This window comes from Paenibacillus sp. EZ-K15, from assembly GCF_002573715.1.
Classification (GTDB): Bacteria; Bacillota; Bacilli; order Paenibacillales; family Paenibacillaceae; genus Paenibacillus_AQ.
In genome coordinates this window covers 177339-200807 of record NZ_PDHM01000012.1, presented here as the reverse complement: position 1 = coordinate 200807, position 23469 = coordinate 177339, and the positions used below count along the sequence as shown (strand labels likewise).

The following is a 23469-nucleotide window of genomic DNA, read 5'->3' as shown; positions in this document are numbered from 1 at the left end:
CTCCGTCGTTGCCGCCACGCTGTTAGCCTGCTTTGGCTTCTTCACCCTCTGTGCCTTTTTTGCTTCCGCCCTTGGTTTCCGCGGAAACGGACTGCTTCTTCGTTTGATCATTGTCTTTTTTCACGCTGGCTTTCTCCGCCTCTTGCTCCTGCCAGTACACATCTGCAATAATGTCCGCCAACGCTTCAGCTGTCCGCTGCAATTCTTCCTTCGTATTATCGATGCCGCCGATTTCGATCAGGATGCTGTTCGGCGACAGGGATTGATTATATTCTCCGTTCCCTTGATCCGCTGATTTACCCCACACCCCCCGAGACACCCCGGGATAGGACTGTTCCAGCTTGGCATTGATTTTGCTTGCAAACGCCTCGTTCTGTCTCCAGTTCTCGTTCGCATGTCCGATGATGAAGTAAACCTTGGCATAGTTGACGCCGTTTACGGTTGCAGTCGTTTTGTTATACCGCTGCGAATCCCGATGGATATCGATCAGATAGTTAATGCCGTCGTTCTGAGACATAGCCTCCATGACCATCTGACGCGAGTATTTATAAGAAAAGTTGTAATTATACCCTTCAATGGTAGATTGATAGTCACTTTGATCATGCAGGGTACCAATCCCGTTGGCTTCAAGTCTTTTGCTCAGCAAACTGCCTACCAGCATGACATTCTTGCTCGGGGATACCGCCCCCGGATTATCGGAAGGATGTGTCAGCAGCGGGTTATATGCTTCCTGCGGGTGTGAATGATAGATGAGAACGGCTTTCTTTCCATTCGTAGACTTTCCATCCTTGGAGGTGCTTCCAGGATCGTTCTTACTGCCGGGCTCGTCCTCCGCGCCCTGATCCGGGACATCCTCACCATTATCCTCATTGCCGATATCTCCCCGACCACCTTGTGGCGGCTCTTCCCCGGCATCAGCAGGATCGCCCTCTGCCTGCCCCTCCGCGGGATCAGGCCGGTAATCCGCCGGTGCCTCCCCATCCTCGTTACCGGACCCATGAGACAGCTGTACCGGTTGATTTGCCTTCATGCCAGGCAGTTCTCCTGCAAGAAGGCTTTTTGGATCCCTCGGGTTCACGCTCGTCAGCAGTTCAAAGACGAAGGTCGACATTTTCTCGCCGGAGAAGCTTGAGGTCTCTTTGGAAGCCGTCATATGCGGCATCTCCATGCCGATCATATCGATGAAAAAATGGCTGGATAACGAAGCGGCCAATCCTTTCATTGATGATACGGGCGAGGAATTCATCCGCTGTTCCGCCATCCCTCCGAGCCCTAGTAAAATAAAAAATATAAGAGAACCTAGCATTAGTATAATGAGCGTTCGACCCATGCTCAGACCTTCCATAACCTTCCGTTTCAGTCTGGCAATATTCCAGATGCGAAACTTGCTATTGTTCATAACGATGCCCTCCTCGGTTCGCCGGGAGCTATTCCGGCCATCATTCCGCCGTTCCCGCGACTTGTGTAATCTCTTATATTTCAAATCTATGAACCGGGGAGAATCGATAGAACTAGATCCATGAAAAATATAAAAGCTCCAATAGATTCGGAGCTTTTATACTGGGTTAGTGTGTGTACGCACCTACGTTCCCGGGATCCACAGCCTCATGCAGCGCTGCGTTCAGGCCGGTTGCCACGATATTGGCGATGTCCTCTATAAATTCGTCAATCTCCTTGGGCGTTACGATAAGGTCATGGCCCAGCGGCTCCAGAACCTCCTTCACCAGTGCGAGGCGATCACCTTCGGGTATATCATGGAGCATGCCCATAATTTTGCCCGTCTCCGGCGCACCTTCGCCAAAATGGGATTTCATGAGCTCAATGGCGTTATTAACGATGGTGGAAGCATAGCAGACGGTCGGAACTCCGATCGCAATGCAGGGGACCCCGAGAATCTCCTGTGTCAATCCCTTGCGCTTATTGCCGACGCCAGAACCGGGGTGGATTCCGATATCCGCAATCTGGATGGTCGTATTCACCCGTTCCAGCGAACGCGAAGCCAGAGCGTCAATAGCGATGATCAGCTCGGGACGGGTTTGTTCCACGATGCCCTGAACCGTTTCGCTCGATTCAATGCCTGTCAGACCGAGAACGCCTGGCGCTACGGCACTAACCTGTCGATAGCCTGGCGCCACCCGATCCGGCATAAGCTCGAAAAACTGTCGGGTTACCATCACGTTCTCCACCACCAGCGGTCCCAGGGAATCCGGCGTCACGTTCCAGTTGCCGAGCCCGACAATGAGCACGCTTGCCTTGGGTCCGATCCCGATCCGGGACATGAATGCCTCAAACTCACGAGCGAAGACAACAGATACTTGATCCTGAAGCCCCGTATCCCCCTTGCGAAGATCGGGCACCTCCAACGTGACGTAATGGCCCTTTACTCTTCCAATTTGCTTAGAGGCTGCATCGTTCTCCACGTCCAGCCTTGTAATCTTGATTCCGTCCTCCTGCACCACATCCTCCATCACACCAGGAATGGGCGCGCTGCCTTTGCCTCCCGCCAGTTCTCTTGATTCCACCGCCAGGTCCGTTCGGACCGAGTATTTTTGCAGATCCAGATCCATAGAAATTCACACTCCTCCTCATATTGCTAGTAGTGTGCGAGAGTATGGGAGAGATTATGCAGAAGTCCGAATGAGTATTGCTTTTTGTCCACCCCCATGCTAAAATATTTTAAGTTGTGAATCATTTCGCTCTATTGAAATGCCTTACAGGAGGTGAATGTAATGCCAAACATCAAATCCGCGATTAAACGTGTAAAGACAAATGACAAACGCCACGCGCTTAACATTTCTCAAAAATCCGCGCTTCGCACAGCTGTTAAAACTGCTGATGTAGCGTTGAACGGTACAGAAATCGAAGCTGCTAAAGTTGCTTTCCAGGCTGCTTCCAAGAAGCTTGATAAAGCTGTAACAAAGGGCCTGATCCATAAGAACGCAGCTGCCCGCAAGAAGTCCCGTCTGGCGAAAAGACTGAACGCTCTTACGTCGCAAGCGTAAGTAACGTTTGTTGAATACGACATGGAAAAAGCCCTGAACAGTTCACGCTGCTCAGGGCTTTTTGTGGTACGTTGATCGACGTGCTCTTCTCGGTAGACAACCGCATATAGCGGATTTTTTTCTTGTGAGATCAGGTGGGAAAGCCTCTGAAGTTCATGCTTTCTGATCTCTAAAGAAAAAGAGCGTACGACTGCTCCCGCGGCCGTACACTCTTAACTTGTTGCGGGTGTGTTAAGCCCCAAGCCGCAACAAAAACAATTCAATGCCGAGCACCTTATCCACGGCCCCGGTCTTCATCTGGTAATCCAGATTCGCCAGATGGTTCAGTATGCCTTCAAGGCGCGTCGTCTCAAACTTGCGGGCTTGCTCGCCCGCAATCTTCACCGCATAGGGATGCAATCCGATCTGGGAAGCAATTTGCTGCTGCGAGTAGCTCTGGGTAGATAGAGTCTTCACCTGCAGAATAATCCGGAACTGTCTGGTAATCAGCGCCGCAATCTTGATCGGCTCCTCGCGCTGCTTCAGCAGTTCATAATAGATTCCGAGCGCCTTGTCCAATCGGAGATTCGCAATATCCTCTACAAGCGCAAACACATTCTGTTCCGTGCTGCGCGCCACCAGCATATCCACGGTTGCGACATCAATCGCTCCGCCGGCACCAGCATATAAACACAGCTTTTCGATCTCACCTGATAATGCCTGAAGACTGGTTCCCGCATTTCGCACGATCGCCTCCGCCGCACCTTCTCGCAGCGTGCAGTTGCCTTTCTTCACCTGCTTGTCCACCCAGCGAAGCAGATCCTCCCCGCCCAAAGGCATGAAGGACAAGGCAACCCCTGATTTCTTGACTGCCTTGACTACCTTTTTGCGTTCATCCAGCTTTTCTTGTCCAACCATAAAGACAATCACACTATAATCAGCAGGATTGGTCAAATAATCCAGCAAAGCCTCTGGACGATGATCCACTTTCCCGTTATCTTTTGCTGCGGTAAAAAAAGCCGTATCCCTGACCATGATCAATTTTTTCTGAACCATAAAAGGAACCGTCTCCGCTTCTTCAATGACGGTTTGAATCGGAACCTCCCCTAAATCCATATGAACAAGCGCAAAATCACGGTCTTCTTTCGGGATCAGCTGGGCTTCCAGAAATTCGGCGAATTCCTTCATTTGAAATTTCTCGCTGCCATACAACAAATAGACGGCAGACACATCTCCCTGCTTAACCGCCTTGGCCGCCGCTTTGGCATCCATCGGCGTCCCCCCTTTCTACTCTGTACACTATACCAAAAAAGAGTGCCTGAATGCGATAGACGACAAGTATAAAAATGAAACCGCCCACACGAAAACAAAGAGACCTCGGCTTGGCAGCGGCAAGGTCCCTTCGTCCCAACACATCTATATAAACGCCGGCAAGTATGCTCTAGAAACACCTCGCCGTCGGTCATACGACGGTAGTTGGTATAATGCTCTCTCTAATATATAGTGTATTCATATCTCCCGGCATTGGTGCACCGATTGTATATATCTCTGAATATTTCTATTGTTTAGGCTGCTTCTGCCCCGTAGTCGCCGGGGGCTGAGATTTCTCAATGGAATAGACGGATTCAACCAATTCGTTATTCGTCTGCACTTTGTACTTAAACGTTAAGCCGTCCTCTGACCATTGACCGGATACCCAGCTTCCGCCGAGCGGAATCGTCTCAACCGTTTCAACCGCCTCAGGCGAGGTTTGGCTTCCCGATGGCAGGCGATAGATAATCAGATGGTCGGCCTCCAGCGAAGCTCGGTAGAGGCCGTCCGGGGACGACCACTGTTCCGGTACCATCGCCAGTCCTTGGTACGATCCGGTTGACCTGTCGGATGATTCGGTGCTTCCCGTGCCTGCATCACCGGAAGGATCGCTAATTGGAGGCAGCATCTCTGACGTGGCATCCGCCGACGAATCCGTAGGTGAAGTCTGGATATCCATGGTTTCGGAATGCTGCTCAGGTTCACTGGCCGGAGGGTCAGACGGACTTACAGTATCGTTTTTTGATCCCTCATTGTTGCTCTTTGCAGGTTGGTCTGATGTTGGAGGTTCCCCTTCACCCTTCTTCTGAACTGGATTATCGGGTGCTGTAACATCTTTCTTGGTGCCGTTAGCCGCATCCGATGGTTCCGGCGTTGCCTTCGTATCATTCGGAGCAGACTTAGAATTGGCTTCCGATGACGATTCCGAAGGCGAACTCCGCAGATTTGCGGATGGGTTGCTTCCCTCATCCGATGCGCCACCCGTCTCCGTGCCGCCTTCGGCTGCAAACGGCTGAGCGATTTCCTGACTCTGCGTCGCAGCCGAGTCGTCATTCGCCCCGGCACTGGTCGTGCTTGCCTCTTCGTATGGAATCTCCGCATCGGATAACATCTTCGGTTCATTATTTAAAATAGCTACGCTAAAAATAAGTACAGCGGCAGCGGCACCGATAGCCGTTCTCCCGCCAACCGTGCTCCACCAGCTTCCCGCACGTCGCGGACGCCGCATTTCCGGCATCATTTCAGCTGGCTCCTGGCTTTTCACGGCTGGAGGTACGACAAGGTTCTGGCGTTCACGGTCAATGGCATCCAGTCTAGGCATGATAGCGTCTACCAGACTGACAGGCGGGGTTACGGCCGGGAGATCCTCAAGCTCTCTGTTCAATGATTTCAATATATTAAAGGTCTCCGCACACATGGGGCACACGGCAATATGCTGATACATTTCGGCCGTCTCCTCCGAAGTGAGATCCCGGTCCAAATACCGGTGCATACGTTCCACCACCTCTTGGCAATTCATCCTGATACACCACCTTTCTGATGCTCTTGGAGCATATTCTGCAGCTGCTGCCTGGCCCTGAACAAATAGGATTTCACCGTATTGAGCGGGAGGTTCAGACAATCAGCAATTTCGTTGTAGGATAGATCCTGCAAATACCTTAAGACAATGACCGTGCGATGATGATCCGGCAGTTGATTAATGGCTTCCTGAATATCCTGAGCCAGATATCCCGACATCACTTCCCGTTCTACATCGAGATTATCCCGAAACACCAGATCATGTTCATCGATGGAAACCGTCGGCTTTGTCCTGCGGAATTTATCAATGCATATGTTGGTGACAATCCGCTGGACCCAAGTTTTGAACTGTGCCTTCTCCTCGTAGGAGTTAATCTTCGTATATACACGTATAAGTGCTTCCTGGGCTGCATCCATAGCATCCTGTTCATTGTTTAAAATGTAATAAGCAGTTCGGTAAACATGTTGCTCAATTTCTCGCAATAGGGTGATTAGAGCGTCGCGATCGCCCGATTGAGCGGCTCTTATGAGTCCCTGCTCCACCACAGTGGATCCCCCTCTCCCTGCATACATACAGACGGATAGAATTAAAAAAATGTTGCAGTATGTAACCTATTATTTTTTTAGGAAACTTCATCTAACTATACCAAATATAAAGATTATAGTCACCGCTGCATTTTCCTATAAAAGATCATACTACGAATCTATGTCCTAAGGACAGCTGGCTGTTTTTTCATGGAAGCTTCGTACGCGTTTCAATATGTCCATCCTTGATCCTCATCTGGATTTCACCGTGAAGGTTGGTCTGATAGATGAGCGTCGAGGAACGTTCCAACCGTCCGACCACATCCGGATGAGGGTGGCCGTACATATTGTTGACGCCAGCGGAAATAACCGCTACCTTCGGCTTCCATGCATTCAGCCATAGCGCGGATGTCGAGGTTTTGCTTCCATGATGGGCAACCTTCATGACATCGATCCGGTTTTCGGCAGCAGCACGACGTGAAACGACATCATCTTGTGAAGAACGTTCCTCCAGGTGCAGCAATATATTATGTTCGGCAGCTTGGTCCGTGTCACCCGTAAATAAGAGCCGGCTGCCGTTCATCTGAAGGACAAATACTAGTGAAGCATGATTCTGCTCCTTAATCAACGGTAATGGTTTTATGATTTCTCCACTTTCTGGGAAAATAGGTGCTAAAAATTGGATTTCCGTATGACTGTCAAGCTTCCATACTTCCCGATCCACTCCAGCCTCGTAAATGGGAATGCGCTGCTGAACGGCGGTTAACATCAGTTTCCGGAAGGAAGCGGAGTCGGTCAAGGTCCCATTGAATACAACCGATTTTACGGGAATTTCCTGCAAAACAGCCTGGAAGCCGCCGATATGATCCTGGTCTCCATGGGACATGATCACAGCCTCAAGCTGGTGCACGCCCCGTTTTTTCAACAAGGGAACCACCACTTTCGCTCCCACCTCATACGGAGACTTTCGTTCTTTCCAAGTATCCTTTTCCTTACGAAAATTCACCGTGCCACCACCGTCAATGAGAATATGCTTGCCCTCAGGTGTTGTTACCAGTATCGAATCCCCTTGTCCTACATCCAGGAATTGCACCAGTCCCGCTCCGTGCATGGACGGAGCTTGATAGCCGCCGTACAGTAAAAGACCCAAAGCCCCGGACAGCAGGACAATCGCGGATCTCGTTGCATATCGTTCGATATAATCACTGGCGCGAAGAAAACCTCTCCATCGCAACGCACCGGCCCATCGATCCACGAGCGGAAACATGCCGGTCGCCCTAGAAGAGCTTCCTCCAATATCCAAGGGTACGCGTCCTTCCAACGGAACTGTATCATCGGACCCGCTTCGCTCTCCTTCGCGATTTTCGGATCTCTTCTTCAGAATGGACAGCAATGAATACAAAACAACAAAATAACACAGAATCCAGGCTATCGACGGGGATGGCCACAATGACATAAACACGGATGAACCATTCATCCATTCAACGATTTGGAACGTTATTTGGTTTAACCATTCCGTTACAGCTGCCAACCAGCCGGCTCCTCGCATCCACACCCACCCCATCAGCAAAGACACCATTCCTAGCGGAAGAACGACAAGGCTAATGACTGGAACCAGGATCATATTGGCGAAAACAGAAATCAGCGACACCTGGTTGAAATAATAAATGGTAAGAGGAAAGGAGATCAGCTGCGCTACGACCGTGATTCCGACGGTTCCTGCAAGCCAGCGGGGCAAAAAAGTCAGCAGCGGCATCAGCTTCGGCACGAATATCATCAAGCCCGCGGTCACGATGAATGACAGCTGAAAGCTGACGTTCACGAGAAAATACGGGTTCCACAGCAGCATGGCGAGCACCGCAACACTAAGAATATGCAGTCCATCCTTCAAAAGCCGACGCCGTGCGGCATACAAACCGATCATCCCCATGATGCCGGCACGGACGATAGAAGGACTCGCCCCGGTAAGCAGGACGTAGACGGGAATCAGCCACATGACCACAGTCAGCGAGGTCTCCCTCGTCATTCGAAGGGTGGTGCATATGAATAAAAGGCATCCTACGACCACAGCCACATGCATGCCCGATATCGCAAGAATATGAGTCAATCCCAGCCGTGAGAACTCCATAAATGTATCGGGATCCAGATCATCTTGATTGCCAATGACAAGTCCCTTCATATAACCCGCGTGGATTCCGCCGTACAATTCATCCAGCTTGCCCCCAAGCTTATGGCGAACGGCATCAGTCCATCTTAGAATATGACTTAAATTCCAGCTGTCAGGCGGGGTGACCTTCGCTTGGTCAGAGCCTTTCACTTTGATCATCCAATGAATCTTCTGGGTACGCAAATATTGAAGATAATCAAATCCGTCAAAATTACGGGCTTCTCCAGGTTTTTGCAACTCTCCCGTCAGCTGGATCCGATCCCCACGCTGCCATCGGTTAACCCTCTCCAGCTCCCTTTTATCCAGCAGTTTTACTTGAACCCTAACGATATCATCTGTCTTCAGCATGGTCCCGTTATCCGGATTCGCTTGTTTTTGCGGCGTTGGAGGTTTTGCTAGCATCAGATCAGCTTGCTTCAGGGCAACATTGAAATCCGCGCGGTCACCGTCTACTTTTATAGGGGATGTGATTACACCAAACGCAGTAACCGGAACGGTCTCCGTCGATGTCGCCCCGGAGAGGAGCGACTCGAAATCACTTACATTTGCTCCATCATGCCATTCCCAGTAAGTACCCGACACGCACAAGGAGAACAGCATGCAGAGCGTAAAAAGACGCTCCGCCCCCGCCCAATGACATACAGCAAGCAGTATGAGAATCAGCCCGGCTGCAATCAAAGCGAGCCTCCATCCATCGTACAGGCATGCAGCACCGCTGCCGATTACCCATAACACGGTGAACACAAGTAACGGCCTTCGCCTCATAATTTGAACATTCCCTTCATCATTAAATAAAAAAAGAACCTTCGCCTGCAGATCGCAGTCAAAGGTCCTTCCTCTGTGTCTTCCTATTTACTTTCTTCAGTAACCTTATTTTCATGAATCATTCCGCTACCGTCATCAAGGTTTCGCGCGGCGGCTCATACGCTTCAAGCTGCCGGAACAAAATGCCCTTCTGTTCCATCATGCGGGACACCTTGCCCGAATCCTTCGGATAAGGACGGTGGAACACAACCTCGACAATGCCGCTGTTGGCAAGCATATTCGCACAGGTCCAGCAGGGCTCATCCGTCACGTACACCGTGCTGCCTTCCCGATCAATCCGGTCCGTGAATAACAGCAGATTCTGCTCGGCATGAATCGTCCGGATGCAGCGCTGTTTCTTCACCATGATCTCCTTGCCGTCCTGTACGACCAATTCATAATCCTCAGCGATCATACAGCCCGCTTCCGAGCAATCAGGCACTCCCATCGGCGCGCCGTTATAAGCCGTTCCGAGCAGCTTCTTCCCCTGCACCAGCACCGCCCCGACATGACGCCGCGGGCATTGAGAGCGGGTAGAAACCATAAAGGCAATATCCATGAAATAAGTATCCCAATCTTTACGTTGATCTGCACTCATCATCTGTCACCTGTTCCTTATCAATATCCCCTTTATTGTAGCACATAGCTAAAGTCCAACGTAAGGCTTCATCTTCTCCAGCATTTTGGGACCGATGCCCTTTACGTTCATCAAGTCGGCCTGACTTCGAAATGGACCAAACTGATTTCGATAATCAATAATCGCCTTGGCCTTCGCCTCACCAATGCCAGGCAGCTCCATAAGCGTTGCAGCATCTGCCGTGTTGACGTTGATCAACCCGGATGAATCCGGAGCTGCTGGTGGCTGTACCGTAGTGTTAACAGGGGCTTGTTGCTGTAACTGCTGACCGACACCTTCAGTCTGAGGCGGAACCGAGGACGAAGCAGATTGGCCAGAGGTTGAAGATGGAGCGATATGATCTGCTGTACTGCTCCCTGCCGCTCCTTGGTCTTGGTTTGGCATTGGATCCTTCGCGTTATGTGCAGGCTCGATCTGCCCAGCCTGAGCGGTCTTTGCAGCATTTTTCGAGTCCGCTCCGGGTTCAGTAGATGCTCCAGCCGGTTCTATTTCCTTATGCCGGGAATCAGCCCCGGACGTCTTCACACCCGCATTCTCTTCGGCGGCAACCACCTGCTCCAGTTGATCGTTCAGCGGCTGCCAGCCATCGATCCCCTGATTCGTACCGCCGGCAAACAAGATAAACCCGCAGCCCGCAATGGTTGCGGCAAGACTCCAACCTATAGATATCCGTTTCATCCATTGACCTCTCCTTAACATCAAAGTTCATTTTGTACAAACCCAGGAATATTCTTTGGCTTCCCTACCGAAATCGCATGAAAAACCGTCATGAATCGGCATCTTCCCCGCATACATTAAACGTAAGGACGGTACATTTCTGCCGTAAAGCGCGAAAGGAGGGAACATACACATGAAGGTCGGTTTTATCGGTACGGGCAGCATGGGTAGTCTGTTGATCGATGCCTTCATTCAATCGGGCGCACTCCTGCCTGAGCAGATTCGGGTCAGCAACCGAAGCCCTGAAAAGCCGCTGCAGCTGGCAAAACGTCATCCCGGTCTGACGGTATGCAGTTGTAACACGGAGACGGCTTCTCAGAGCGATCTGCTATTCCTATGTATCAAGCCGCTTGAATTCAAATCGGTCATCAGCGAAATCAAAGACAGGCTTGAAGCCCGGCAAATCGCGATATCTATCACGAGTCCGGTCCAATTGATCCATCTGGAATCATCGCTGCCCTGCAAGGTGGCGAAAATCATACCGAGCATCACCAACTTAACCGGAGGCGGAGCATCGTTATGCATGTATGGTTCCCGAATAAAAGAAGAAGACAGGCAGCTTATAGAAAGCCTCCTGTCTTATATCAGCAGGCCGCTCGAGATACTGGAATCGCACACGCGAATCACTTCCGATTTCTCCAGCTGCGGGCCTGCTTTTTTAAGTTTATTCATGGAAAAATGGATCGACGCTGCCGTTGAAATGACCGGAATCGACCGCAGGACCCTTAATGCATTAGCCGGTGAAATGCTGCTTGGCACCGGCAAGCTGCTAACGGAGGAGGGCTTCTCCCCCGAACAGCTGCAAGAGCGGGTTGCGGTTCCCGGAGGCATCACGGCCCAGGCTTTGGCTCTGCTCGATTCAAACCTGAACGGATTGTTCTACCAATTGATCAAAACCACACACGACAAGTATGAGGAGGATTTGACCAAACTGGATGCTGCCTTCGGTTTTACGATTAACCGGCCACGATATTGACCAGTTTACCCGGTACGGCAATAATTTTGCGAATACTCTTTCCTTCCAGCGCCTGCTTGACATTCGGAAGGGAGAGGCTATGTTGTTGCATGGCTTCTTGGTCCATGTCTTTCGAGATTTTGGCACGTTCTACGATTTTGCCGTTAACTTGAACAACAATCTCAACTTCGGCCTCTACAGTCCAAGCCTCATCATACTCCGGCCATGGCACGTAGGTTACGCTCTCCGTGTAGCCTAAACGGCTCCACAGCTCTTCAGCCAGGTGAGGGGCCAGCGGGGAAAGCAGCTGAACGAAGTTCTCCATCGCTTTGCGCGGAAGCTCTTCCGTCTTGTATCCCTCGTTGATGAATACCATCAGCTGGCTGATCGCTGTGTTAAAGCGCATATGTTCAAAGTCTTCGGTTACTTTCTTAATCGTTTTGTGCAGCGTACGTTTGAATTCGTCCGTACCCTCGCCTGCCACGATTTTAGGGTTCAATTGACCATCGTCTCCGATGAACAGGCGCCATACGCGGGAGAGGAAACGATGCGTTCCTTCAACCCCGTTGGTGTTCCATGGCTTGGTCGCTTCCAGCGGTCCCATGAACATCTCGTACACGCGCAGCGTGTCGGCACCGTATTCGTTAACAATATCATCCGGATTGATGACATTGCCGCGGGATTTACTCATTTTTTCATTATTGTTGCCCAGGATCATACCCTGATTGACCAGCTTCTGGAAAGGCTCCTTCGTATCGACGACACCCAGGTCATACAATACTTTGTGCCAGAAGCGTGCATACAGCAAATGAAGCACCGCATGCTCCACACCACCGATGTACAGGTCAACCGGCAGCCATTCCTTCTGCTTCTCCTTGGAGCACAATTCCTCATTATTACGCGGATCGATATAACGCAGGTAGTACCAGCAGCTGCCAGCCCATTGCGGCATCGTATTGGTCTCGCGGCGGGCTTTCATGCCCGTTTCGGGATCTACCGTTTCCACCCACTCCGTAACGTTAGCCAGCGGCGATTCGCCGGTACCAGACGGTTTAATCTGATCCACATCCGGCAGCAACAATGGAAGCTGATCCTCCGGCACGGTCTTCATCGTTCCGTCTTCCAGATGCAGAATCGGAATCGGCTCACCCCAGTAGCGTTGACGGCTGAACAGCCAGTCGCGCAGACGGTAAGTTACCTTCTTCTTGCCCTTGCCCTCTTGCTCCAGCCATTCATTCATCGCCTGGATAGCCTCTTCATTATCCAACCCATTCAGGAAGCCGGAATTCACATGCGCGCCACTGCCGCTGTATGCTTCCTCCTCGACATTTCCACCCTGAACAACTTCAATAATCGGAAGACCGAATTGCTTCGCAAACTCCCAGTCGCGGCTGTCATGACCCGGAACCGCCATAATGGCTCCCGTTCCATAGCCAGCAAGCACGTAATCCGCGATCCAGATCGGCACTTTAGCGCCGTTTACCGGATTGATAGCGTACGCACCCGTAAATACACCGGTTTTATCCTTGGCCAGATCCGTCCGCTCCAGGTCGCTTTTACGAGCCGCTTGATCTTGATAAGCCTTTACGGCTTCACGCTGATCGGCTGACGTAATCTTATCCACGAGGTCATGCTCCGGCGCCAGGACGCAGTAGCTTGCCCCGAACAGCGTATCTGGACGGGTTGTGAACACCTCCAGATGACCATCGTACCCTTCGATGTCAAAACGAACCTCAGCGCCTGTGGATTTGCCAATCCAGTTACGCTGCATATCCTTCAGGCTCTCGCTCCAGTCCAATTCATCCAGATCTTCAAGGAGACGATCCGCGTATTCGGTAATACGCAGAATCCATTGACGCATCGGCTTACGTACGACCGGATGGCCTCCGCGTTCGCTCTTGCCGTCGATGACCTCTTCATTCGCAAGCACGGTACCGAGCGCTTCGCACCAGTTCACCGGCACTTCAGCCACATAGGCAAGGCCGCGCTTATAGAGCTGGATAAAGATCCACTGGGTCCATTTATAATATTCCGGATCGGTGGTGCTGATCTCGCGGTCCCAGTCATACGAGAAGCCGAGAGATTTGATCTGGCGGCGGAATGTATCAATGTTTTGCACGGTAAACTCGCGAGGATGTTTGCCTGTGTCCATCGCATACTGCTCCGCTGGCAGACCGAAGGCATCCCATCCCATCGGATGAAGCACGTTGTATCCGCGCATCCGCTTGTAGCGTGACACGATGTCAGTCGCCGTGTACCCCTCCGGATGCCCTACGTGCAAGCCTGCGCCTGATGGATACGGAAACATATCCAGCGCATAAAATTTCGGTTTGGATGATGAATCTTCCGTTTTAAAGGTTTTGTTCTCATCCCAGTATTGCTGCCACTTCGGTTCGATGGCCTGCGGCTGATAGCCGTGGCCCGTTGGTTGATTGTCCGTCATACTTCATTGCTCCTCCTTCGCAGTCGAGAGGCAAGGCCTATGCCATTGCCCAAAAAAACAAAAAAACCTCATCATCCATAGCGCTGATCGCTAGGGACGAGAGGTTTGATTCCCGTGGTACCACCCTAGTTAGCCAAAGGCATGCTTTGCCTTTCACTCCCTTTGCATCCTTATCGCGGATGAGACGACGATGCTTCAGCGGCCGAATCTGCCGGAATACAGCCCTCCGACGGCCGGGTTAACACCATTGCTCCGAGGCGAGTTCATTCCTATCGTCAACCGGTTTTCACCAGACACCGGCTCTCTGCATGATCGAAAGTGGAACGATTGATCCTCATCATCGCGTTCATATTACCGTTTTAATGTGGCTATTATACCCAAAAAGTACGATCAAGTCAACGAAAGCTCTTCTCCGCTTCTGCGATAATATTCCGGTGTCGTCCCGACCATAGCCTTGAACATCCTGCTGAAATGAGCCAAATGCTTGAAGCCTGCCGCCTGGCTGATCTCTGTGATGCTGAGATGAGGGTGGAGCCTGAGCAAAATTTTAGCTTGGTTAATCCGCCGGTGATACAAATATTTAAACACCGTCGTTCCAGTAACCTCCTTAAACAAGGAGGATAAATAGTGCTTCGTAATATGCATATCGCGGGCGATTCGCTCCAGCGTAAGATCCTGCATATAATTTTCCTCGACAAACGACACGACATGCTGGACATGCCGTTCTTTCTCGGAGATGGAGTCCTGATCCTGCACAGCACCCTGGCACCAGTCCGCGATGACGTACATCATCTCCTGAATACGCAAAGTTATCCGTTCCTGACGAAAACCGGCCGTGGATGCCGAGAGGCGATGCATATCGGCCAGCATGCCTTCAAATTCGCCCCGGTTCGCCCCTGTCAGTGTCATGCGATGATTTCGCAGCGTTTCGAAGGGGTCCAGCAGTATCGATCTGGCCGTCTCCGAAAGCCCCTTGCAAATCCAGGCCGGATCAAAATGCAGAATACTTCTGACATATCTGGAATCAGGCTCTACATTCGGACAGTGAAGCGTAAGTCCGTTCATCAAGAGCAGATCCCCCGGCTTCAGCGTGAAAACGGAATCGCCGATCAAATAAGTGCAGCGTCCTTCATGGAAATAATAAATTTCATAAAAGGCATGCGAGTGAAACTGCCCTCCAGACAACGGCTGTTCATTGTAATAGGTCAGATCGAACGGCGCCTGCAGCTGCATGCGGTCAAATCCTGGCATCATATCGGCAGATGAGGTCATCTAGAGAATCGCCCCTTTAGCGATTTTGGAGTTGTCTAATCCTCAACCCTCAACAAAGCGGGGTTTTCTCTATTATAAATGATTTTATGGAATGCGCACGGCCTCATTTTGGGCGATGACGCACAATTCTCCGGCTTTGAAGGCGTGCTCCTGGGACATGGCATGCTCCGTACGTTCCAGACAATCCAGGATAAGCTCCCCGAAGAATGGATAGCCCACCTTGCCTTGAAGCTCCATATGAAACTCTCCCTCGCCATTAACCAGGTACAGATGATCGCCTTGCGGATGCCTTGCGATATCGATGTATTTACGAAGCTCGATGTATCCTTCCGTACCCAGAATAAAGGTTCTTCCGTCGCCCCAGGTGCCAAGGCCTCCAGGTGTCAGCCAATCGACACGGAAATAATTCGTGGCCCCGTTGTCTCCCACAAGCGTCGCATCTCCGAAATCCTCCAGCTCCGGGTAATCCGGATTCGCATAATTGCCCACCTTGCTGCTGAGCACCTTGGCATCGCGGCAGCCGGCAAAAAATAAAAATTGTTCAATCTGGTGGGAGCCGATATCACACAGAATGCCACCATACTGTTGATGACGGAAAAACCAGTCTGGACGGGAAGACGCATTTAAACGGTGCGGCCCTGTTCCCATCACTTGCACCACTCGCCCGATTGCTCCGTCCTGGATCAGCCTTCCTGCATGGACGGCACTCTCTACATGCAGCCGTTCACTGTAATAGACCATGTACTTCCTGCCTGTCTCCGCCGCCTTCGCGCGAGCAGCGTTCACCTGCTCCAGCGTGGTGAAAGGCGTCTTATCCGTAAAATAATCCTTCCCATGCGACATGACCTTCAGGCCAAGTTCGCATCTTTCCGAAGGAATGGCCGCAGCCGCTACCAGATGAACCTCCGCATCCTCAAGCACCTGTGCCTCCGACGAAGCGACGGTTACACTTGGGTAAGCTTTGCAAAAAGCCGCAACCTTCGCGGGGTCTGAGTCATACACCCACTTCAGCGTAGCCCCGGCCTCGATCAATCCGTTACACATGCCGTATATATGCCCATGCTCCAGCGACATGGCGGCAAACATAAACTCTCCGGGCTTGCACACCGGCTGGGCCTTGCCCACCGGCGCATAGAGCATTCCATTACTGCGGTCCATACCACATGCCTCCTGATTATTTAGTAGGATCCAAACGTTTTGCTCATATCCACCTGCCCGATCTCCTTGACCGTTTTCTGAGCGGAAGAATGTGTGATCCGTTCCTGCAGCATTTCGTAATACAGCTCTTCGTTAAGAGGCAGATCAACCCAATTGTCGGTCCAGGTGGACAGATGCATGGCATTGGACAGCGTCAATCCATGAATTCCCTCTTCACCCGGGGCAATCAATGGCGTTCCATGCAAAATAGCATCCGCAAAGTTCTGGATAATGCCGCTATGCTGCGGATTATCCCCCGAGATCGGCACCTCGCATTTCCAGCATTCCGGTTCGCCGAAGCCCCCGGTATACTCCCGATTGAATTCCGGCTCTGGCACACGGAGGCGCCAGAAGGTGAGCTTGCCGTCCTCGATAACGATTTTTCCGCGGTCTCCCGTCACTTCATATCGGTTAGTGCCCGGGGCTTCACCCGTTGTCGTAATAAAGACGGCCGTAGCACCATTCTCGTATTCCGCATAAGACGTCACGTCATCTTCGACTTCGATGTTCCGGTACTTACCGAAGGCGCAAAATGCACGAATTCTCTTTGGCATCATGCCGGTCGTCCACTGCCAGAGGTCCAGCTGATGCGGGGACTGGTTAATCAGCACCCCTCCGCCTTCTCCAGCCCAGGTAGCTCGCCATCCGCCTGAATCATAATAGCTCTGGGACCGGTACCAATTCGTTACGATCCAGTTCATCCTCCGAACTTCACCGAGTTCGCCGTCAGCAATAAGCTCTCTCAGCTTCTTGTATAGCGGATTACAGCGCTGGTTGTACATAATTGAGAACACTTTGTCACTGGCTTCTGCCGCGCGATTCATTTCCCGTACCTGCTTCGTGTAAACGCCTGCCGGTTTCTCGATCAGGACATGGAGTCCATGATTCAGGCACTCGATCGCTACTTGAGGATGGGCATAATGGGGCGTGGCAATAATTACCGCATCTATCTCCCCCGATGAGATCATAGCGTCCGTATCACTCCAAATTTTTACGTCCGAAGGCAGCGTTGCCCTCGCTTCTTCCTGCTTGGCTGGATTCAGATCGCATATTGCGCTAAGCCGCGCGCCTTTGATCCGCCCGGACGCCAGCGATCTGGCATGCGAAAAACCCATCCCCAGTCCGATTACCCCTACTCTTACCTGCTCCATATCTATAGCCTCCTTCAAAAGTGACCTACGCGTTTTGTTTCTGATCTGACCACAACTTCATCTGCTCGGCAAAACGAACAAGCATTTCCCTGGACTGGAACGTTCCGCTAAAATCCTCGATCCCGTAATAACCTTCGTAACCAACCGACTGCAGATCCTGTATAACCTGCTTCCATGGGACGGCCCCCTGGGCAAGCGGGACCCATTCCCCGGACCACGTCGCCGAGGTGCCATCCTCGGAAGGCGTTTTGCGATAACCCCCGTTTTTCACATGGACATGGGCCAGGTAGGGACCAAGAAGCTCCAAGCCCATCCGGTAGTTCTCGTAACCTTCATGGACCATGTTGCCCGGATCATACAGCACGCCGATATGCTGCGGATTGAAGCGGGATACAAGCCGGTGCGTCAATCCCGCGCTCGGAGTGATCGTAAGATGATGAGTTTCCACTACTCCCTTGACCCCGTATGCCGCAGCGAGATCCTGTACCTCATGCAGATAACGGACCGCCTGGTCGTACAGTTCATTGTAATTTCGCTTTCGGTCATATCCCGGAATACCCACGCGAATAAAGGAGGCTCCGATCAGCTTGGCCGCTTGCATGACCTTCTCCGTTGCTTCCACGTCGCCGCATGTCAGATAAGGGACGACCGCAAGACTCCGCCGGCCATGCTTGTCGGCTGCTTGCTGAAACCTGAGCCAATCCTCCTGCGTGCCGTTTGGATCCATGGAGCAGCGGTTATGCCTCCAGAAGGAGGGCTTCTCCCCCGCAGCTTCTTCCGGAATCTCCTTGAAACGCCATTCGATTCCTTCGATACCGGCATCCGCCGCGGCTTTTGCCAACTCCTCAGGCTGTAAGTCAGGAGTTGCGACTGTAAATACAGACAGTTTCATGCTCATTCATCCTCTCTCGACCCAATAGATTAGCTTATGCATCATTTGATCATCATTGAACTCAAATACGGTCATTCAGAGCACGCCGGATGCATAGAAACATCTCTTGAGATAGCGCTCTCATTTCTGTTCATCCTATCTATTCCTCATCGTAGCACAGTCTCGGAAGCAAACCCATATCCCTGCTACCGAACCTTAACTACAGTCAAATAAAGCGGAAAAGAAATGTCTTTGAATATAATGAATCCATGCACAACGAAAAAGAAGCACTTTCTTTTGTCGCTACAGACAAAAGAAAGTGCTTCTCATAAAAGGATTTTTTCGTTTATTTTACGGCAACGTAGAACAGCCGGGATGCATCCTGGCCCGCTTCCATCCACTCAAAATCGGCATAACATTTCACATCCCGGAATCCGGCCTTAACCAGCTCGACCTTCATCCATTCGGGGTCATATCCCCGCTGCACATGCGTTTCCTCAAAGCGACGGTAGACCGTAGGGTCTTGGCCATCACGTGCAAAGATGGAGAGATGATGCTCAATTTCCATCCGTCTTTCATCCAGGTCGCATGTCCAAATGTAGGACACTTCCCGTTCGTCCAGCACAAAGGGCTGTTCTTCGTCGTATCGAAGCAGTGTGTTCGGGTGATGCACATCAAACAGGAACGTGCCGCCTTCCTTGAGACCGTTGTAGGTCCTTGTAAATGCGGAACGAATGTCCTTTTCCTCCAGCAGGTAGTTCACACAATCACAAAATGAAATGACGGAATCCACCTGCTCGGGCAGCTCCCACGAACGCATGTCCTGTTGTACCCAGCGGACGCTGCCTTCCCGGAACAATCGATGCCCCTGGGGTGTACCCTCCAGCTTGCGTCTGGCAACTGAGAGCATATCTGCCGACAGATCAATTCCTGTTACCTCGAAACCGGAGTTCACGAGCGGAATGGTAATGCTGCCTGTCCCGCACCCGAGCTCAACGACGCTTTTTGGCATTCCGTGCTTATCCCAGGCGGTTCTCGCAAAACGAATCCAATCCGGGTACGGCATGTCTTCCATGAGTTGATCATATACGTAAGCAAACTTGCGGTAAGACAACATGATGACACCACTTTCCTTAGAAGCTTCCCCTACCTTGCCGGGTTATTCGTTTGATCCGGAGTTCTCCTCTTGATTGACCATATACGTCCAGCTGTCCTTTTGCGTAACCAAACCGTCCTTCATCAGCTTGCCAAGCGCGCGTTTAAAGGCGGATTTGCTAATGCCGAACCGCTGCTTAATGATGTCGGGCGGCGTTTCATCCGAATACGGCATCCCATGGCCCGGACGCTCCTTCAGAAAAGCAAGCAGCCGGTCTGCATCATCCGTCCGGCCGATCTCTTTTTGCGGAACCATGGACAGGTTGACCCTGCCATCTTCCCGGATATGGCTGACCCGGACCTTCACCTCTTCACCAAGCCGCAGCATACGCGTCCGTTCCGAGGAATGGATCATGCCGATCGCGCCGAAACCGATCACACCGCCATCGATGATGACAAACGTGCCCATCTGGAGCGGCTTGTACACCAGAGCTGTGAACCATTGGCCCTTCCACGATTCAGGCGCATGGAACGCAAGCGGAGCAAGCTCTTGTTCTCCGGCGAGTTTCGCGCGAAGTCGTCCTTGCTTATCATGCTCCATGATGACAAACACATGATCTCCCACTTGGGGGTGAAGCTCCCGCAACTCCGGCAATTCTCGGATTGGAAGCAGAAGCTGCCTGCCAAGCCCCATCTCGAGGAAACAGCCGAGGCGCGGATGGACGTCCGCCACCTCAAGCTTAGCGGTTTCACCCAACGTAAGGTAAGGCTTCTTCATCGTAGCGGCCAGGCGGTCTTCCGTATCAAAGAATATAAAGACCTCTACCGTATCCCCCGGCTCAATCTTACCCGTGAGCTCCGAATAATGAAGAAGCACATCCCGATCTCCGCCATCCAGAAAATAACCATAAGGGGACACTTCTCTGGAAACGACGAGTTTCGTTAATGTGCCGGCAATCAGACTCATACGTTCTCCACCACTTTAGCATCCGACCACAGTCGTTCGATGTTGTAATATTCGCGCTCATCGCGATGGAAGATATGAACGATCACGTCTCCGAGATCCATCAGCACCCAGCGGGCTGCATCCATTCCCTCCAGTCCGCGCAAAGCTACTCCTGCATCATGAGCCTGTTTACGAATTTCGGTTGCGATCGCTTGCACTTGTGTATCCGAGTTACCATGGCAAATGACAAAATAGTCTGCGATCAGGGAAATTCCTCTAAGATCCAGAACCACGATATCCATCGCTTTTTTATCTTCAGCGGCAGTCACTGCCACATTTAATAATTCATTCGGTTTCAACGTCATGAATTCGCCTCCAATTGCTTAATTAGATCGTTGCGGGCTAGTACCGTCAACGGAAAAATGATTTGTCTGCGCGAAAGCAGATGTCCGATCGTCGAATCAAAACCGGCTGCAAGCGCCTCTTCAAGGCTATGGTTGGCCAGTTCGCGAATATTATTCACGCCGGGGAAATCCCGTCCCGGCTCCATATAATCCGCAAGACAGACCACCTTGTCAAGCAGCGTCATGCCTATGCGCCCAGACGTATGGTAGCGGATGGCGTCAAGCACCTCGGCATCCGTCACGCCATATTCGTGCTCCGCTACGAATGCGCCTACCTCAGCATGCCAAAGCTGCTTATCGTAATGGAGCAGCTCTTCGGAGAGCGCATGCTCCACCATCATTTGATGAAGCTTTTGCACGGGCCAGTATTTGGCCACATCATGCAGGATAGCGGCTAATTCCGCCTTAACCGGATCGGCCCCGAACCTCTTTGCAAGGATGACCGCGGTTTCCATTACGCCTGTTGTGTGCTCCCAGCGCTTGGCCGGCATCTGGGAGGATACCACTTCAATGAGTTCATCACGGCTGTACTCCATAAATACCGCTCCTAACAATATAATCGTATACACGGTCCGGCACCATATAACGGATGGACGAACCTGATGCGGCTCTGCTCCGAATCATGGTGGAGGATATTTCGATCAACGGCATCTCCGCTGTCACTACCACCTTTTGCAGGAAATCAGGCAGATCATCCACCGATAGCTTGGTTCCGGGACGGTTAAGCCCAATAAACGTCAGCATGTCCGCCAGCTCCCCGATCCGATTCCACTTGGGAAGATACGCTACCATATCCGCTCCGATAATGAACGAGAAATCATGCTCGGGATACGTTTCCCGCAGTTCTCTGACCGTGTCTACCGTATAGGATACGCCGCCGCGCTTCACTTCCCAATCCAATGTACGAAAAGATGGATGGTCGGCTACTGCCTCAGCGGTCATCTCCAGCCTCATCAGGCCGGTTACGCCAGCATCTTCCTTGTGCGGGGGGATATGGCTTGGCATAAACCATATCTCTTCCAGATCGTAAGCGTCCCGCGCGCACTCGGCTGCGAGCATATGCCCGATATGAATGGGATCGAAGGTTCCGCCCATTATCCCTACCTTCATTCGGGTTCACCTCCCCTAATAAGAGAGTTATTCTATATCCGCTAAACTGGAGCTATTAGGGCTCCCTTACGGCAATTCGATGGTTTTGTGGTCTTTCGATTCTTTATAAAGCACAATCGTCTTGCCGATAACCTGTACCAGTTCGGCTCCGGCACCTTCAGCAAGCTCCTCGGCGATTTCGCGCGGGTCTTCAAGACAGTTGTTGAGGACGGATACTTTCATGAGTTCACGTTTCTCAATCGCCTCGGAAATATGCCGGATCAGATGCTCGTTGCTGCCTCCCTTGCCTACCTGGAACAGCGGATCCAGATGATGCGCAAGCGAACGTAAATGTCGTTTTTGCTTTCCTGTTAACATGCTTGGTCATTACTCCTTAAATATTCAATTATTAAAGCTTGCTGCTTGTCGAAAGCTATATTGTAGCTTTTGCATAAGCATTAATCAATAAACAAGATATTAAACCTCGACTTAGAAACTGGTCAGAACCGCTTCCTTCATCGCCTGTACAGGCGCCGTCAGACCTGTCCAATACTCGAATGCATACGCCCCTTGGTTGATGAACATCCCAAGTCCGCCATGCACCGTGCATTGCCGAAGCTCACTTTCCCGTAACAGCTCGGTCTTCAACGGATTATAGATCAGATCGCTGACAACGATCCCTTCCGGTATATACTCCATTGGAATGGGAAGCTCGGAAACCCGGGGAAACATGCCCACCGAAGTGGTGTTGATCACAACATCGGCATCCGACAACGCCTCTCTGGCATGATCCTCTCCGTATCCCCTCAAGTCGGCAAGCGAGCTCCACTCCTCGGCCAACGCCAGCGCTTTGGCGGATGTCCGGTTCACAATGGATATCTTCTCAGGCCCTTCTCCGGTAAGGGCATAGATGATCCCCCTGGCCGCTCCGCCAGCGCCGATGACGACGATGCGTTTCCCCTTAAGATCGGGACAGGCTTCATCCTTTAATGAACGAACATATCCGATCCCATCCGTATTATAACCCGTCAATTGGCCATTGTCGTTGACGATGGTATTCACGGCACCGATGCGCCGCGCCCCTTCATCGACGACATCCAGATACTTCATAACCTCCACCTTGTGCGGGATCGTTACGTTCACCCCGCGGAATCCCAGCGCTTTGACAGCCTGGATGGCGTCACGAAGCCCCTCCGGACGTATATGAAGGGGCACATAGGCCCCTGACAATCCCAGGGCTGTGATCGCCGCATGATGCATGGCCGGTGATTTCGAGTGACCGATCGGGTCCCCCATTACGCCAAGGAGCAAATAATCACGCTCGATCATTGGATTCACTTTCATTTCTCCCCTATCTCTCCCATGATAAACCGGGCGGTATACCAA

General features: G+C 51.6%; 22 protein-coding genes and 1 other annotated feature. Of the genes, 2 read left to right on the top strand and 20 right to left on the bottom strand.

Going from position 1 to position 23469, the window contains the following annotated elements; translation table 11 throughout:
* Positions 1–22: 22 nt before the first annotated feature.
* Together CRG97_RS08960 and gpr are read right to left on the bottom strand one after the other, a co-directional pair.
* A complete protein-coding gene (locus CRG97_RS08960; protein ID WP_098742694.1) occupies positions 23–1399 on the bottom strand; it encodes a stage II sporulation protein P in 1377 nt (458 codons plus the stop codon).
* Between the two features lie 166 nt (positions 1400–1565).
* Positions 1566–2567: a GPR endopeptidase gene (gene gpr, locus CRG97_RS08955; protein ID WP_098742693.1), complete on the bottom strand. Its 1002-nt coding sequence runs from the start codon at positions 2565–2567 to the stop codon at positions 1566–1568.
* A gap of 162 nt (positions 2568–2729) precedes the next feature.
* On the opposite strand from gpr, the gene rpsT reads away from it, so the two are divergent.
* Positions 2730–3002, top strand: coding sequence for a 30S ribosomal protein S20 (rpsT, locus tag CRG97_RS08950; protein WP_009590780.1), 273 nt, complete (start codon positions 2730–2732; stop codon positions 3000–3002).
* A gap of 231 nt (positions 3003–3233) precedes the next feature.
* Here the strand turns inward: rpsT and holA are convergent, their stop codons facing one another.
* From holA to CRG97_RS08920, 6 genes are all read right to left on the bottom strand, one after another.
* On the bottom strand, positions 3234–4253 hold the full coding sequence (gene holA, locus CRG97_RS08945; protein WP_098742692.1) for a DNA polymerase III subunit delta: 1020 nt from the start codon (positions 4251–4253) through the stop codon (positions 3234–3236).
* Between the two features lie 286 nt (positions 4254–4539).
* Positions 4540–5811 carry a zf-HC2 domain-containing protein gene (locus tag CRG97_RS08940; protein ID WP_098742691.1) on the bottom strand — a complete coding sequence of 424 codons (1272 nt, stop codon included), beginning with the start codon at positions 5809–5811 and terminating at the stop codon, positions 4540–4542.
* Complete coding sequence (locus tag CRG97_RS08935) at positions 5808–6356, bottom strand: RNA polymerase sigma factor (protein WP_036644490.1); 549 nt, start codon at positions 6354–6356, stop codon at positions 5808–5810. Before CRG97_RS08935 ends, CRG97_RS08940 begins: the two co-directional genes overlap by 4 nt.
* A gap of 187 nt (positions 6357–6543) precedes the next feature.
* Complete coding sequence (locus CRG97_RS08930) at positions 6544–9267, bottom strand: ComEC/Rec2 family competence protein (protein WP_098742690.1); 2724 nt, start codon at positions 9265–9267, stop codon at positions 6544–6546.
* Between the two features lie 118 nt (positions 9268–9385).
* Positions 9386–9904: a deoxycytidylate deaminase gene (locus CRG97_RS08925; RefSeq protein WP_098742689.1), complete on the bottom strand. Its 519-nt coding sequence runs from the start codon at positions 9902–9904 to the stop codon at positions 9386–9388.
* Positions 9905–9952: 48 nt separating this feature from the next.
* Positions 9953–10621 (bottom strand): ComEA family DNA-binding protein, encoded by a 669-nt coding sequence (locus CRG97_RS08920; RefSeq protein WP_098742688.1) that lies wholly within the window; start codon positions 10619–10621, stop codon positions 9953–9955.
* Between the two features lie 172 nt (positions 10622–10793).
* On the opposite strand from CRG97_RS08920, the gene comER reads away from it, so the two are divergent.
* Complete coding sequence (gene comER, locus CRG97_RS08915; protein WP_098742687.1) at positions 10794–11636, top strand: late competence protein ComER; 843 nt, start codon at positions 10794–10796, stop codon at positions 11634–11636.
* Here comER and leuS read toward each other — a convergent pair.
* The 12 genes from leuS to CRG97_RS08855 all read right to left on the bottom strand — a co-directional run bounded on the left by leuS (position 11617) and on the right by CRG97_RS08855 (position 23427).
* Positions 11617–14058 carry a leucine--tRNA ligase gene (leuS, locus tag CRG97_RS08910; protein ID WP_098742686.1) on the bottom strand — a complete coding sequence of 814 codons (2442 nt, stop codon included), beginning with the start codon at positions 14056–14058 and terminating at the stop codon, positions 11617–11619. The two genes, comER and leuS, sit on opposite strands and share 20 nt — an antisense overlap.
* Before the next feature lie 89 nt (positions 14059–14147).
* Positions 14148–14408, bottom strand: a binding site (T-box leader).
* A gap of 40 nt (positions 14409–14448) precedes the next feature.
* On the bottom strand, positions 14449–15330 hold the full coding sequence (locus CRG97_RS08905) for an AraC family transcriptional regulator (protein ID WP_098742685.1): 882 nt from the start codon (positions 15328–15330) through the stop codon (positions 14449–14451).
* An 84-nt stretch (positions 15331–15414) separates the two neighbouring features.
* Complete coding sequence (locus tag CRG97_RS08900; protein WP_098742684.1) at positions 15415–16488, bottom strand: Gfo/Idh/MocA family protein; 1074 nt, start codon at positions 16486–16488, stop codon at positions 15415–15417.
* 20 nt (positions 16489–16508) lie between these two features.
* Complete coding sequence (locus tag CRG97_RS08895; protein WP_098742683.1) at positions 16509–17678, bottom strand: Gfo/Idh/MocA family protein; 1170 nt, start codon at positions 17676–17678, stop codon at positions 16509–16511.
* A 25-nt stretch (positions 17679–17703) separates the two neighbouring features.
* Positions 17704–18570, bottom strand: coding sequence for a sugar phosphate isomerase/epimerase family protein (locus CRG97_RS08890; protein ID WP_098742682.1), 867 nt, complete (start codon positions 18568–18570; stop codon positions 17704–17706).
* Positions 18571–18895: 325 nt separating this feature from the next.
* A complete protein-coding gene (locus tag CRG97_RS08885) occupies positions 18896–19666 on the bottom strand; it encodes a class I SAM-dependent DNA methyltransferase (RefSeq protein ID WP_098742681.1) in 771 nt (256 codons plus the stop codon).
* Between the two features lie 42 nt (positions 19667–19708).
* Positions 19709–20611 carry a CvfB family protein gene (locus CRG97_RS08880; protein ID WP_076320551.1) on the bottom strand — a complete coding sequence of 301 codons (903 nt, stop codon included), beginning with the start codon at positions 20609–20611 and terminating at the stop codon, positions 19709–19711.
* Positions 20608–20955: a ribosome silencing factor gene (gene rsfS / locus CRG97_RS08875; RefSeq protein ID WP_071222884.1), complete on the bottom strand. Its 348-nt coding sequence runs from the start codon at positions 20953–20955 to the stop codon at positions 20608–20610. Before rsfS ends, CRG97_RS08880 begins: the two co-directional genes overlap by 4 nt.
* Positions 20952–21530, bottom strand: coding sequence for a bis(5'-nucleosyl)-tetraphosphatase (symmetrical) YqeK (gene yqeK / locus CRG97_RS08870; protein WP_098742680.1), 579 nt, complete (start codon positions 21528–21530; stop codon positions 20952–20954). The genes rsfS and yqeK overlap by 4 nt, the downstream gene beginning before the upstream one ends.
* Positions 21514–22104, bottom strand: coding sequence for a nicotinate-nucleotide adenylyltransferase (locus tag CRG97_RS08865; RefSeq protein WP_098742679.1), 591 nt, complete (start codon positions 22102–22104; stop codon positions 21514–21516). Before CRG97_RS08865 ends, yqeK begins: the two co-directional genes overlap by 17 nt.
* A 66-nt stretch (positions 22105–22170) precedes the next feature.
* Complete coding sequence (gene yhbY, locus CRG97_RS08860; RefSeq protein ID WP_076320548.1) at positions 22171–22461, bottom strand: ribosome assembly RNA-binding protein YhbY; 291 nt, start codon at positions 22459–22461, stop codon at positions 22171–22173.
* A 111-nt stretch (positions 22462–22572) separates the two neighbouring features.
* Complete coding sequence (locus CRG97_RS08855) at positions 22573–23427, bottom strand: shikimate dehydrogenase (RefSeq protein WP_098742678.1); 855 nt, start codon at positions 23425–23427, stop codon at positions 22573–22575.
* Between the last annotated feature and the right edge of the window lie 42 nt (positions 23428–23469).